Source organism: Paenibacillus sp. A14, assembly GCF_036864815.1.
GTDB classification, from domain to species: Bacteria; Bacillota; Bacilli; order Paenibacillales; family Paenibacillaceae; genus Fontibacillus; species Fontibacillus sanfengchensis.
On the sequence record NZ_JBAGJD010000026.1, the window covers coordinates 1 to 14264 of the forward strand.

The window sequence follows — 14264 nt, forward strand, 5'->3', positions numbered from 1 at the left end:
TTTCGAGTTCTTTTTCACCAAGGACCTTAACGGCCTTTTGGTAGCGTTGCTCTACCTCCTGCAGGCGTTGCAACTCTTGAACATGTTCGTCTGCCGCAGGAATTTCTTCAGGCGAAATAGAGTCCCGGTGATCTCTAATCCAACTACGGACAGTCTCAGGGTGGACGTCGTACATTCGAGCCAATACCCCCACCTTAACACCTGCCATCGCTTCTTTCACAACTTTTAAACGTTTTTCTTCATTCAACCTTTTTCCCATACCGATCATCTCCCTTTGTCCTAAGTTTAAATTATTGGGCAGGGAGACTCCAGTTTAATTAGGGGGCCTTAGAGGATATGCAGGGATTTTATGTTATCAAGGTTGTTTGACGGGGTGCTAGTAATAATCGCACCCCTTCATGGGGTAGTCAAAAGCGGCAGCGGTATAGTAGCTTGAACGTAGTGAAAGCTAGCGCCTTTAGACGCGAGCCGGTAATAAAGGCTTATAGCCTTAGAGCAAACCACCCGTTCACACGGGTGGTTTTGATTTTGATCCAATCGTGGTATAGTTTGGGTAGAAGATACGAACAATGCAAAGGGAACCGTGCAGCTAACACGGTTCCGGATGCAATAGCCGCTTTTAAGGGCGGCGGCTTTACGGCTTGACAGTCAGAAATAGACCGCAACCTTTGGATGAGGGCGGTCTATTCGCCTTTTCTATTGCCTATTCATTATACCATAATTGCATCTGCTATGGCATTTTCTGGTGCTCTTTCCGAGTTGTAAATACGCCAGTTTCAGCCTTTCCAAAGCTCGTCGATTTTCACCGGATGTCCCGTTTGCATGGACCGATTGGCGGCGATACCGGTCATAATGGACAGCGCCCCATCGATATGGGAAGCGGACCGATTGAACCGGTCGGGCTCGGCATGGCCGAACAGGTCCCGAAGCAGGAGGGGGTCACCTCCGCCGTGGCCGCCCGCGCCCTGCTCGATGCTTACCCGATAAGGCTCTCCGAAATGAGGATAGACTGTCATCCGGATGCCTCCAAGCGCGCCTTCGTTCTCCTTCTTTCCGCCGGAGTTGACGTAGGACTGTTCCGTAACGCGCACCTCCAGGCGTCCGCGGGTTCCGTTAAACACAACGATAAACCCCTCCCAAGGCATGTAGGCGTTGAGCGAGTAGTTCATGACGGTTTTATTTTTGTATTTCACCATCACGCTCATCGTATCTTCAATGCTGATGTTGTCGCCAAAGACACTTTGGTCCCGCTGGTACCCGTCCTCATGTTCGGCCTCAAGGTACATCCGCTTTAAATGCTCATTCCGGTCCAGGTGAAGGGCGAAGGGATCGCTCTCGGCCGCCGGGCTTCCGTAGGCGCGTTGATAGAATTGCGTGACTCCCCGTTTCTCGGCGTTCTCCTTTCCATAGAACCGCAAATCTCCCATCGCAAAAACCGTATCGGGCTGCGAAGCGAGCCAAAAGTTCATCAAGTCGAAATGGTGGGTCGATTTATGGACGAGCAAGCCTCCGCTATTGCGTTTATCGCGGTGCCATCTGCGGAAATAGTCGGCTCCATGCTCGGTATTCAGCAGCCATTCAAAGTTGACGGACAGCACCTCTCCAATCGCCCCGTCCAGGATCAACTCCCGGATCTTCGTATTATGCGGCGCATACCTGTAATTGAACGTCACCCGTAATTGCCGGCCCGTTCGCCCGATCGCCTCGAAAATATCCCGGCACTTTTCCGCATCGATGGTCATGGGTTTCTCCGTAATCACATCGCAGCCAAGCTCCATCGCGTGGGTGATGTATTTATGGTGGGTCCGGTCAATCGTACATACAAGAACCACGTCCGGTGTCCGCTCCCGGATCATTTTCTCGAAGTATTCCGCTTTATAGGCGGGAACAGGGGGATAACCGTACTTGTCTCTCAACAGTTCGTTCGCATAATTCATTCGCGTTTGGTTGACATCGCAGATGGCGACCAGTTCCGTGGTTTCCTTATAAGTCGTGGCCAGCGCGCTGTAAAAAAATTCCGCCCTTCCGCCAACGCCCACGATCGCGTATCTCTTTTTAACCAAGACGATCCCTCCATTTACATGAACTTGGATCTATCTTATAGTATATAAAATGCAAATTTCTAAACATTTCCTGCTTATTCGGTGAAAAAGTATGCATATATTATCCGATTTGAATGCGGAGGATGACGTATATGGCTCATGCGCCGATTCTGAGTGTTGAAAAAATGAAACGTACCGGGCCGTTTAATATGGACTCCAACCATATGCACGATACCTATGAAATCTATTATTTGTTGGCCGGGGAAAGGTTTTACTACATCCATGACCGGGTATATGCCCTTCAGGCGGGCGACATTGTATTCATTCATAAAAATCAGCTTCATCGGACCACCGGGAAGGGCGAAAACCCGCATGAACGGATTCTGGTCAATTTCGACGATGCCTCTGTTCGGCCCTTTCTGGAGATGGGACTGGGGAGTCTCCCTCTGTTCCGGGGCGAAAGTTATTTGCTGCGGCCGAGCGTCCAGGAACAGGGGAGGATCGCGGACTTGTTGTTTCTGATGCTGCGGGAAGAAAAGGAAGGCCGACTATGGCAAGGTCCGTACCTCCAGACGTTGCTGGCCCAGCTGCTGATTCTGCTCGGCCGGATTCGGGAGACAAGGACGGAGCCCGTTAAGCCGGAAAATACGGAGCGGCAGCAGCGGGTTTACCGGATCGTGGAATATTTGAATGGGCACTATGCCGAGCCATTGAAGCTTGAGGACATTGCGGAGCGCTTTTTTATCGGGACCACTTATTTGTGCCGGATTTTCAAGCAGGTTACCGGGTTTACCGTGGTCGAATACTTAACTTACATACGGGTTCGCGAGGCGCAGACTCTATTGGCCCGGACGGATTGGAAGATTACCAGAATCGCCGAGGAAGCGGGCTTTGACAGTATCGCCCATTTTGGGAGGGTATTCAAAAAAATTACCGGCCGCTCCCCCCTGCAGTACCGTAAGCAGAAAAGGGACTGAGCCGGCTGCCGCCTATAGGCTTTGCCTTGGGCCTGGCAGGCTCTCAAGTCGGTTTTTGTTTGCTAGATTCCGCAGGCTTCGCTAGAATGGAATACTAGAGAGGTTGGAGTGGAGGTTGGAAACGATATGTTCGGAAATGATTGGGATGAAGTTTTGCAGGAAGAGACACAGAAATCTTATTTTCAGGAGTTAAGATACGCGTTGGCCAGGGAGTACAAGCTGCATACCGTCTATCCGCCCAAAGAGCTGCTTTTCTCGGCGCTGAAGCTGACGCCTTATGAGCGGACGAGGGTGGTCATCCTTGGGCAGGACCCTTACCATGGACCGGGGCAAGCGCACGGACTCAGCTTCTCGGTCATGCCCGGGGTGCGCATTCCGCCTTCGCTGCAAAATATCTATAAGGAACTGGAATCCGACCTCGGGATCCCGGCTCCGAATCACGGATATCTGCTGCATTGGGCAGAGCAGGGCGTGTTGATGCTGAACGCCGTGCTCACGGTGCGTGAGGGCCAGCCCAATTCGCACAAAGGACTTGGCTGGGAGCGGTTCACGGACGCGATCATGATGAAGCTGAATGAGCGCAATGAACCGCTCGTGTTTATCCTTTGGGGGAGCTATGCCCAGCAGAAAGGTGCCTTTATCGACCGCCGCCGCCATAAAGTCATCCGCTCCCCGCATCCGAGTCCGCTTTCCGCGCACCGCGGTTTTTTGGGCAGCCGGCCGTTCTCGCAGACCAATGAATTTCTCAAGGAGCATGGCCTGGGACCGATCGATTGGACTTTGCCAACCATGTAAAATAGAAAATGGTAAATAGACCGCTGTCTTTGCAGGCAGTCGGTCTATTTGCGTTGCGCCAAGTTCGACTGGGGCGGCAGAGAGCCGATCATCGGGAATGGAATTAACGGGATTTCCTCCCGTTAATTATGCCATAGGGCTGTAGCTCCCCTCCTACCCGTTTACAGCGGCGATCACGACGATCAGCCAGCCCGCCAGGAAACAGAGGCCGCCCAAGGGGGTGATCGCGCCGAGTTTACGGATGCCCGAAATGCTCAGGGCATATAGGCTCCCGGAGAATAATACGATACCGGCCAAAAGGAGCCATCCGGCCCAAATGATCAGGGAAGGGTCGGCGATTTCCCCCGCAAGGATCCCCAACAGCAGCAGCCCCAAACTATGGGCCAAATGATATTGGACACCGGTCTGATAAGTTTTTTGCTTATCCCCTGTCAGCTTGTGCTTCAAGGCATGCGCGCCGAAAGCGCCAAGCGCCACGGCAAGAAACATCATGATTCCGCCGAGTGCGAGCAATGTGTGCATGATCGATCACCTCGCTACTATGTTACTCTACCGCGAGATATAAGGGCAATTGTTATATAAATTGAACTATTGATTTACATGTGTGGCCGCCGTGTGAAATGTTCTTCCGATCGCTGTTGCTCCCGGATTTCTTTAATTAATTTTAAATGGTTGAAATCCAGTCACAAAGGCGAACGCTTCGCTTCTCCAGAATCATTTCACACTCTAGCCTATTGGTAAATCTTAAGTTCAACTTATATAGGGAATTTTTTAATTTTATTTCGTATTGGGAAAATGGCCCAAATTACGGAGAAATGTGTAAAGCAATTGGAATATTATTCCGATATACATAAATAAGTGCTTAGTCGTTGACTTTGGCACGGCATCTACAGCGATTGCTTCCTAGGCATGTGCACCCCGGGAACGTCGCTGTTTTTTTGTAGCTGGCGGAATTAGGCCGGAGGCTAGGCGAAGTCGGCTTGGCCGAAAAAGAGTACATAGGCGGAAGAGGTGCTTGCATGACCCCATTTATGGATGAACAGTTTCTCAAATTGATTCGGGAGGAGGATCGGCAGGAGCGGGAACAGCTTAGAGAGCATCGGCTTTCCATTCCGGAAGTGACCCAAGCGGTCCGGTCCGGCGAGCTGGAACTTGAAGAGGAGACGATGGAATTTGCCGTATTGGAGGTGATTCCGGAACGGGTGAGCTTGCGCTTGCCGGCGTCTTTTACCGAAATGCCGGAGGCCTATGCCCGGATCAAATACCCGTCCGACCGGAGGCCCAAGCTGATCTACACCAATGATTCCCTGACGGCGAACGTTACGGTCAACCCCACGGTCAATCGGCTGTTTGACGATGAGCTGGAGGTGTATCAGCAGGAACTGCTCAAGATGCTGAAACGCATGCAGCCCAATGCTTCCTGGCTGTCGGACGGGGTGCTGGAACTGGGCGTGGCCAATACGGCGGAAGAATTGCCGCCACCCCAAAAATTGGCCGGTTATTATGAGCTGGTGTCTCCGGCGATGGATGGCAATATCTATAACTTGACTTTTTTTATGGCCTGGGAACAAAAAGGGATCTTCTTCGGGGTGAATTGCATGGAGAAAGAGATGAAGCTATGGCGTCCGATCGCCCATGGCATCATGGCTTCCTTGCAGGTGAGCGGACCGGAAGGCGAAGGGGAGGGCTAAAAGATGGAAGGAACGCAGAATTCGTACATTGTGATCGAGCCGTTTGAGCTCAAGCAACTTCAGGAACTGAAGATCGAGAAGCGGATGAACGAACATGTAAGACTGACATTGAAAGGGATCGTTCCGGAAAGCCGCAAGGACAGTTATGTACAGATGGCCGACGCGCAGACGGAGATCGTGGTGAAAGAAGTCGACGGGGAAGGCAAGCGGGTGACTTTGTTCCACGGCATGATCCTGGATGTGGAAGTTCAAATGGTGAACGGGGTGTACTCCATTTCCGCCCGGGCGGTATCGTCCACCTACAAGCTGGACGTCAAGCCGGTGGACCGTTCTTTCCAGCAGATCGGCCTCGCTTACCGGTCCGTGATGAATCAGGTGGTCGACGCTTATCCCCAGGCCGATTTCATCGATTATGCCTCGAACGGCTCCTCGCTGGAAAGCATGATTTTGCAGTATCGGGAAAGCGATTGGCAACTGCTTAAGCGGCTGGCTTCGCATTTTTACACGGGGGTGGTCCCGGCTGCCATGGATGGGCGGATTTTGTGCTATATCGGGCTCCCTCGGCTCGGCGGCAAAGGCAAGCTGACCGTGCACAATTACCGCGTCAAAAAGCGGATGGATCTGTATCAGCGTGCGCTGCGCGCCCGTATTCCCGGGGTCTCGCAGCATGATTTCGTATTTTACGAGGTAGAATCGCCCCAGGTGCTGGATCTCGGGCATGAGGTGGAATTTGCCGGGAAAAAGCTGCTTGTTAGCGAGGTCGGGATGCTGCTGGAACAAGGAGAATTAAAGCGCAGATATACGCTCGCCAGAGAGGGCGGTTTGGTCGTTCCCAAACAATATAACAGCACGATCGTCGGGGCTTCGGTTCAGGGGAAGGTGCTGGCCGTCAGCAAGGACACGGTCAAGGTGCATCTGAACATGGACGCGTCACAGGATGAAGGAGGCGCCTGCTGGCTGCCGTACTCGACGATTTATGCGTCCGCGGACAATGCGGGCTGGTACTTCATGCCGGAGCAGGGGGACCAGGTGCGGGTATATTTTCCGACGCATGAGGAGAAGGACGCCTTTGCCACCAGCTCGGTGGCGAAAGCGGGCGGGACCCCGGGAAGCGGGCCAGCCGGGAGAGGGGCCGGCGAGGCAGCGGGCTCGGGCGCAGGTGCAGGTGCGAGTGGTGGCGGCTCCGGCGGTTCGGCTGGTTCCGGCGGCGATCCGATGCAGGACCCGGAAATCAAAACGCTCAAAACAAAGAACGGCAAAGTGATCGTGCTGGCACCGGACTACATTATGATTTCGGGGAACGGCGTATCGATTTTGCTGGAGGACGAGAACGGCATCACGCTGACCAGCAGCAAGGATATCAAGGTAACCGCGACGGAAAATGTGATTCTGCAATCGAAGAATATCACATTGGCGGCAAGCGAAAAGGTGGAAATGAGCTGTAAGGACAGTTCGCTTGTGATCGAGAACGATGTCGTACTCAAAGGAAACCAGGTGCGGAACAACTAGGATTAGGAGGAGGGATGGGCTTGACCTTGACGGATTCGGTAGAACGAGAGGTTACCCGGCTGCGGGATGCGCTGCTGCAAGAAGCCGACAAGTTTTGGCGAGCCGGGAGGATGGAGGCGCATAACGGCGAGCTGATCGCGGCGTTCCGCAGGCTCTTCTTACGCATCCGCAGGCAGCAGGAAGACGGGACGAAGGCCGGAATCGCATTTGTTCATTTTTCTTATTTACGTTCCTGGCTGCTGCTGGGAAGGCTGGTGTACAGCATGGAAGCTTACGATGATCGCTGGTATGTCGACCGGAACGAATGCGTGGAGATGATTGAGCTGTCGTGGCTTTATCCGCTGCTGCATTCTTTTAAGCGGGAACTCGGCACAAAGCTGTCCGGCACGGTGCCCGAGATGGAGCAGGAAGCGATCTTGCTGCGGGAGATCACGGTTCTGCATCAGTATGTCAGAGAATGGGTGCGCCGGCTCGTGCCGCAGCTGATCGCCTTGCCGGAGTTCCGGCAGGTGGAGCGGTCCGGTGTACTCCGATTCCGTACCGGGGAATACAAGGATTTCAGCGAACCAATCTGGAAGGAAAACGTGGCGGACAAGGATGCGGCGGCCCTGAAACGGTGGCTGGAGAAAAAATGGCCGAATGGCTACATGAACAGCGATTTTCGGGGCCTGAACTTGAGCGGAGGGAATTATGAGGACCTCGATTTGCGCTACAGCCATTGTGAGCGGAGCGATTTTAGCGGGGCTCGTCTAAATCGGAGCGTCTGCATCGGCACCGATTTTAGCCGCGGCATCCTGACCGGCGCCGACCTGAGTCAGAGCCTGCTGTACGATGCCGATTTTAGCGGCAGCGATCTGCGCGGCGCCCGACTGACGGAAACCGTGGGCGGCGAACGGTTTATCCACGAAGGGATGGTGCTCGGATTTGGCGGCGTTCGCTTTAACGGCGCCAATCTCGAGGGCGCCAACCTGCTGTACGCCGATCTGGCCGGGGCCGATTTCCGGGGAGCGCATATGGCCGGAGCCGCGATTCTGAAGCGGGATGCCGTCCATTGGCGGCTTAGCGAAGAACAGAAACGCAGCGTCGTCTGGATGGAAGAGGACGACAGCGGCGTTCCCGTTCCGGCGAATGAATAGAAAGGGGGGATGTGGCGGTGCACTATTTTTTGCTGGAGCAGGATGAACGGAGCAAACCGCTGCTCGTGATCGGCGGCCGGCGGGATGGTTTAAGCGGTACGGGCGGCGAGCGCGGCGGGCAGACGAGCAACAGTTTGTATGTGCGGGAAGATGCGGAGGTTCGTTTCCTCGATTATGTCGAGAAGCCGCGTCGTATGGTGTCAAACCGGATGAAGCAGCTGTTGGAATTGTATGAAGCCGGTCTGAACTGGACCTCCGTTATTTTGACGGCCAAAGAGGCCAAGCGGCAGGAGCTGTACTGGTTTTTGGAACCGAGGGAGCGGGAAGTGTTATCGGATCGAAGCCGACGCGACCGGCTCGGTCATGTGACCGCATGCGTGTTGGACGGAAGGTGGCTGCGGAGCGAGCGGATCTTGTGCGCGGAAGGGCAGGTCATCGTCCATCTGGACGTGGCCGAAAGTCTGCTGCGCCGGGCTTATTCGGGGCTGCACTTCATCCCCGTGGAAGTGGACGGTGGATCGGAATTTTAAGTGAGGGGGACTAAATGATGGCATCTGCAAAAGGAACACGCACGGTTGTGCAGGAGGCGGCCACCGAGGAGTTCAGCTACGTGGTGCGCGGGGCGATGCTACGCTGTGCGTGCGGCAGTCATCCGAACATGCTGAACCTGCCGACGAGTCACGGCATGTACATAAAAGGTCAACCGCTGATGAATGTGGGGGACAGCAAGGTCGAGGACAATATTTCCACCTTCGGGGTATGCGAAGCGAGGGACAAGCCGTGCGAGCCCGATGTGCATATGGAGTGGGTAAACGGCAAGCCGGATTTAATGGTTGAGGGCAAGCCCGCGCTGCTAAGCTGCTCTTATGTCACTTGCGCACACCATGAGAACGGCATCATTTATGTGGAAGACGACGGCCAGAAATAAAGGGAAAGGAGGAACGGCATGCTGGAGCAAAAAGTACAAAAAAGTGAGCCCGCGAGCCTTACGATTGGAGATCTATATCTAACATGGCCGTACGGCCGGCTTCGCCTGGAGGGGATCAAGATCATCCGCCACCCGGGCGATCACGCGCGGTTAATGCTGCGGGGATTACTGCCGGAGCATAACGGTGAAGAAATCGTCGAGCGGGCAAGCAGTGGCGACCGCGTCGGATTATGGGGACACGGCGGGGACGGTCTCCCGGACTATCCGCTGTTTCTGGGACAGCTTCATCAGCTTGAACTGCATGAGGTGCAAAACAATCAGCACATCGAACTGGTCGTGATTTCGCCAACCTATCAATTGGATATCGAACGGAAAAGCCGTTCGTTTCAGCAGCTAAATATGCGCTACCGCGAAGTGATCGACGAAGTGTTATCGCCTTACAGCCACCGCCTTCAGGAAAATGCGTTCGATACGTCGCGGCCAATCGGGAAGCTGCTGCTTCAGTACGAAGAGACGGATTGGGAGTTTCTGCGGCGGGTCGCTTCCCACGCGGGGGCGGTGTTTACGCCGGACGTCTCCGGGGATGAGGCGCGGATCTGGATCGGAGCGCCCGCCCGGTCCGGCCGGTTGAAGCTGCCGGAAGGGACGGCCTACCGGCTCGGACGGGAGGTGGATGCCTTCCTGACCGCGATCGCGGCGCCGAACGAAAGGCTGCGGGAGAACTCTTTTACCCGTTGTGTGGTCAGGCTGGAGCAACTGCTTCAGTTGGGTGATCAGGTGGAGCTTGGCGGCGTGTGGTTTACGGTCATGGGGTTGGAGGCGGAACTCCGTAAAGGCATTCTCGAGTTTGATTATTTGTGTGCGCTGCCCGAAGGGATCCGGCAAAATCAGCGGTACAATCCGTATTTGGTCGGGCTGGCGTTAGAAGGCAAGGTTATCGGTGTTGCTCCCAATATGGCCAAAGTACATCTGGATATCGATCCGGAGCAGAGTGAAGCCGAAGCCGTCTGGTTCCCTTATTCTTCGCCGTTCAGCCATTTGCTGCATACGATGCCGCAGGTGGGGTCGCGTGTCAAACTGTATTTCCCGGGCAAAGACGAGGACGACGCGATGCTGATCAATTCGGTGCGCACGCCTTTGTCCGCCGGCGGAGAAGCCTCCGCCAAAGCCGGTCAGAAAATGGCCGATTCCACGGTCAAGTCGTTTACGACCAGCTATGGTAAGGATTTTGTTCTGGGGCAGCAGGACATTTCTTTTACGGCCAAAGAGGGCTCGCTGTTCTTGTCGATTCATGAGGGCACGGGGATCGAGCTGCACAGTGAACAGGACATCGTCTGGATGGCACCGGAGAAAATCGATTTTAGCGGGTTCAAGCAGTTTCAGGCGATCGCGGAAGAGGAAATCATCGTCGTCGGCAAGGGCGGCAGCATGATCATAAACGACAATGTGGAAATCGCCGGTCAGGTCATTGTGGCCGAAGGCCGGGATCGGCAGTCGTTTGAGAAGCTGACCAATCCGGAAGCCGAGCAGGCGAAGATCGATAAGGAAAAAGAAGGGTTCTGGGACAAGATCCAGACCGGTCTGGACGTGCTGGGCATGCTGCCCGGCGTCGGCGCGGTGTTCGATGTGCTCAACGCGGGAATCAGCCTGGCGCGCGGGGATGTTGTCGGCGCGGGTCTGTCGCTCGTATGCATGATCCCCGGGGTCGGGGACGCCTTTGGCGCCGCCCGTCTGGCGGGGAAGGCCGCGAGCAAGATCGGCAAGGCGGTAGTGAAGTTTGGCGGGGAGAAGGTCCTGAAGCTGGGCAAAAGCCAAATGGACAAGGTGCTTACGGCCGCGAAAAAGGTCGTGGGCCAGACCGATGTCATTCAGAAGCAGGTCGCGGAAAAACTGGCAAAAATGCAGGACGAGCTGGCGGAGCGAACGGGCAAGCTGGTGCAGGCGGCCTTGGAAAAATCCGGTTTGCATAAAGCGCTGACCGCTTTGAATCACAAGGTGCTGAAAAATTTCAAATGTACAGAAGGGTTGAGTGAGAAGTTCTGTAAATGGGGCTTTGAGCCTGTGGATTTAATTACCGGACGGATGATGAGCCAGGCCACGGACTTTGAATTCCCCGGCCCGCTGCCTTTGGTCTGGGAGCGCCGGTGGATCAGTGACAGCGGGTACCGCGGCTGGCTCGGTCACGGCGTGCATCATGCCCTCGATATGCGCCTCGCCGTGCTGAAGGAGGGCATCGGGGTGCTGCTCGGCGATGGCCGGGCGGCGGCGTTCGAACTGCTGCACCGCGGCCGCGTGGAGACGTTTAACCGCGCCGAGCGGCTGACACTGCGCCGCCTGGGGCACAACTACGCGCTGTATGAGCATGAGCGGCGGTTGACGTATTATTTTGCGCCCGTGCCCGGGGTTAGTTTCGGCTCGGAGGCTCCTGGGGCGTTATCCCCTCCTGGCTTGGCGTCGAGGGAGGGGGCTAAAGCGGCAGCGGAGACGGTGTCGGCGGGGGCAACATTGCATCCGGTGGCGGGTGACGAAGCGGAGGGTGAAGAAACCTCTGTGCCATACCAGTTGGTGCGGGTGGAAAACGAACTTGGTCAGCGGATTGAGCTGCATTATGATGAACAGGGCTTTTTGCAGCAGGTGATCGACAGTGTGGGACGTGTGCTGGAGGTCGATACGGACGCTGCGGGGAGGATCACGAAGGTCACTCATGTGTACCGCACAAACCCGGACAGCCGACTGAGTGAGCAACGCGAGGTGCTGGTGCAGTACCGGTATAACGAAGCGGGCGATCTGGTCGCCATTACGGACGCGCTGGGACAGACCACGTATCAAACCTATGACCAGCATCTGCTGATTGGGAAGAAGGACCGCAACGGGTACCATTTTTACTGGCGTTATGACGGCCCTACGACCGGCGCGCGCTGTGTGCATACGTGGGGCGAAGACGGGTTGTTGGAAGGGCGAATCGCCTATTTTGACGGGTACAATGAGGTGACGAACAGCCAGGGGCATACGACCAGGTATGAATATACCCCGGACTATTATTGTACGGCGATCGTCAACCCGCTGGGCGGCCGTACTGAATATACGTACAGCGATACGGCCGACCTGCTCAGCGAAACGGACCCGGACGGCCGGAAGACGCAGTACTTGTACGACGAGCTCGGGCAATTGGTGCGGATGGTCCAGCCGGATGGCGGCAGTTGGCAGTATAAGTACAGCGAGCAGGGGCAGTTGCTGCAGGTGACCGACCCGGAAGGCGGTAGTCAGGCGTGGGTGTATGACGAACGGGGGAGATTATACAGAATCGTCGGCCCCGAAGGGACGGTTGCGACGTTCGCGTATGATGAACGCCACCGGATTCGCGAGGTGCGAAATCCGTCAGGGGCGGCCACGTCCCTGGCCTATGACGACCACTGCAATTTAACCCGGATGACGCTGCCGGACGGAACGAGTGCCGAATGGCACTATAATCACCGGGGCGAGATGGTGCAGGAGACGAATCCGCTCGGCGCAAAGCAAACCCTGGAATATGACGCGCTGGGCCGCGTGGTTCGCGCGGAACTGCCGGACGGCAATGTGGTCAAGCTGCGGTACAATGCGTATGAGGAAGTGATCGCCGCGGAGGATGCCAAGCTGCGTGTCACTTTCGGGTATAATCCGCTCGGACAGTTGACCTGGCGCGAAGCCAAAGGCAAGCGGGTTGAGCTGGTATACAACAATGAGGAAGAGCTGACGGCGGTCGTGAACGAGCACGGTGAGCGGTATGTGCTTGAACGTGACGCGAACGGCGAAATTGTGCGGGAAACCGGGTTTGACGGCATTGTCAGACAATATGTCCGCAGCCCGGGTGGGACGCTGGAGAGAGTGCAGCGCCCCGGCGGCCGGTGGTCGGCCTTCAGCTATGATGAGATGGGCCGTGTGGCACAGACAGACTATAGCGACGGTTTGAGCGAAACGTTCAGGTACAACCGGATCGGAGCTTTGTTGGAGACCTCCAATCCGTTTGCTGCGATCAAGCTGGAGTATGATGCGTCCGGTCGCCTGATCAAGGAATGGCGGGACCGTTATTGGGTCGCCAGTACGTATGATGAACTCGGCAACCGAAAGGAAATAAACAGCAGCCTGGGTGCACAGATCAGGATGGACCGGGATGTGCTGGGTCAGATCAGCCAGTTACAGGCGGAGCAAAAAGGGCAGGGACAAGAGCAGGCTGGCCCCGGTACGGTCTCGACGGAAACGGCCATGCCATGGACGGCACAGATGTCTTACAACAAGTTGGGGCAAGAGATCGAAAGGTTGCTCCCCGGCGGCGTAGTGAGCCGGTGGCAATACGACATCGTCGGACGACCGGAGCGGCACAGCGTAAACGTTGGCGGTCGGGAAAGCCGGAAGAGAAGGTATGCCTGGGATATCAACTTTAGGCTGAAGTCACTGACGAATGAACTGACCGGCAAGCAAATCAGCTATAACTATGACGATTTCGGCACCTTGATTGGGTCGAGCAACGAATTCGGTAACCTCTTCCGCATGGCGGATGATGTCGGGAACCTGTACAGCTGCGGCCTGCGTACGGACCGGAAATATGGCACGGGCGGGCGCTTGCTGGAGTTCGAAGGAACGAAGTACAGCTATGACGAGGAAGGCCAACTGATCGAAAAGGTGGACCCGGACAAAACTCGCTGGCGTTACGAGTATTACGACAACGGCATGATGAGCAAAGTCATGCGGCCGGACGGCCAGGAAGTGATGTTCACGTACGACAGCTTGGGCCGCCGGATTGAGAAACGCTTCAACGGCGTAGTATACTGCTATATATGGGACGGGAACCAAATTCTGCATGAGTGGGCAGCGGAGAGCACGCAGGACAAGTATGAGGAAAAACCGGAGTTTGATTCAGTTGCACCTCAAGGAGCGGCAGAAAAGTTTAAGTACCTGATATCTCAACCTGCTGCTGCACAAGAACCCGACCCCGCGAGCCTGACGACCTGGGTGTTTGAGGACGGAACCTTCCGGCCGGCTGCCAAAATCACGGCCAATGGTACGTACAGCATCATCACCGACCATCTGGGCACCCCGGTAGAAATGTATGATGCACACGGGGAACGCGTTTGGGCCGCCGAATTGGATATTTACGGGGATATCCGCGGAATTTACCTCCGTGGCAAGAGAGCCGATTGCCCGTTCCG

General features: G+C 55.6%; 11 protein-coding genes. 8 read left to right on the forward strand and 3 right to left on the reverse strand.

The genetic code is table 11. The features are described 5' to 3' along the window. Positions 1-259, reverse strand: a 259-nt coding sequence (locus tag V4U88_RS26750; protein WP_334076224.1) for a helix-turn-helix domain-containing protein, incomplete at its 3' end; no start/stop codon positions are given. 517 nt (positions 260-776) lie between these two features. Further along, the gene (locus V4U88_RS26755; protein ID WP_334076225.1) at positions 777-2063 is read right to left on the reverse strand and encodes a Gfo/Idh/MocA family protein; all 1287 of its coding nucleotides are present in this window, start codon (positions 2061-2063) and stop codon (positions 777-779) included. Positions 2064-2185: 122 nt separating this feature from the next. On the opposite strand from V4U88_RS26755, the gene V4U88_RS26760 reads away from it, so the two are divergent. Together V4U88_RS26760 and ung are read left to right on the forward strand one after the other, a co-directional pair. Beyond that, complete coding sequence (locus V4U88_RS26760; protein WP_334076226.1) at positions 2186-3019, forward strand: helix-turn-helix transcriptional regulator; 834 nt, start codon at positions 2186-2188, stop codon at positions 3017-3019. Positions 3020-3145: 126 nt separating this feature from the next. Next, a complete protein-coding gene (ung, locus tag V4U88_RS26765; RefSeq protein WP_334076227.1) occupies positions 3146-3814 on the forward strand; it encodes a uracil-DNA glycosylase in 669 nt (222 codons plus the stop codon). 153 nt (positions 3815-3967) lie between these two features. On the opposite strand, the gene V4U88_RS26770 is transcribed toward ung, so the two are convergent. Continuing rightward, positions 3968-4336 carry a DUF423 domain-containing protein gene (locus tag V4U88_RS26770; protein ID WP_334076228.1) on the reverse strand — a complete coding sequence of 123 codons (369 nt, stop codon included), beginning with the start codon at positions 4334-4336 and terminating at the stop codon, positions 3968-3970. Between the two features lie 509 nt (positions 4337-4845). Between V4U88_RS26770 and V4U88_RS26775 the strand changes: the two genes are divergently transcribed. The 6 genes from V4U88_RS26775 to V4U88_RS26800 form a co-directional block, all read left to right on the forward strand. After that, positions 4846-5505 (forward strand): hypothetical protein, encoded by a 660-nt coding sequence (locus tag V4U88_RS26775; RefSeq protein ID WP_334076229.1) that lies wholly within the window; start codon positions 4846-4848, stop codon positions 5503-5505. A 3-nt stretch (positions 5506-5508) separates the two neighbouring features. Continuing rightward, the gene (locus V4U88_RS26780; RefSeq protein ID WP_334076230.1) at positions 5509-7014 is read left to right on the forward strand and encodes a phage baseplate assembly protein V; all 1506 of its coding nucleotides are present in this window, start codon (positions 5509-5511) and stop codon (positions 7012-7014) included. 20 nt (positions 7015-7034) lie between these two features. Then, on the forward strand, positions 7035-8150 hold the full coding sequence (locus V4U88_RS26785; protein WP_334076231.1) for a pentapeptide repeat-containing protein: 1116 nt from the start codon (positions 7035-7037) through the stop codon (positions 8148-8150). Between the two features lie 17 nt (positions 8151-8167). Beyond that, entirely contained in the window at positions 8168-8680 is a 513-nt protein-coding gene (locus V4U88_RS26790; RefSeq protein WP_334076232.1) for a hypothetical protein, read from the forward strand. Positions 8681-8694: 14 nt separating this feature from the next. Continuing rightward, entirely contained in the window at positions 8695-9078 is a 384-nt protein-coding gene (locus V4U88_RS26795) for a DUF4280 domain-containing protein (protein ID WP_334076233.1), read from the forward strand. Between the two features lie 18 nt (positions 9079-9096). After that, positions 9097-14264, forward strand: a 5168-nt coding sequence (locus V4U88_RS26800) for a DUF6531 domain-containing protein (protein ID WP_334076234.1), incomplete at its 3' end; no start/stop codon positions are given.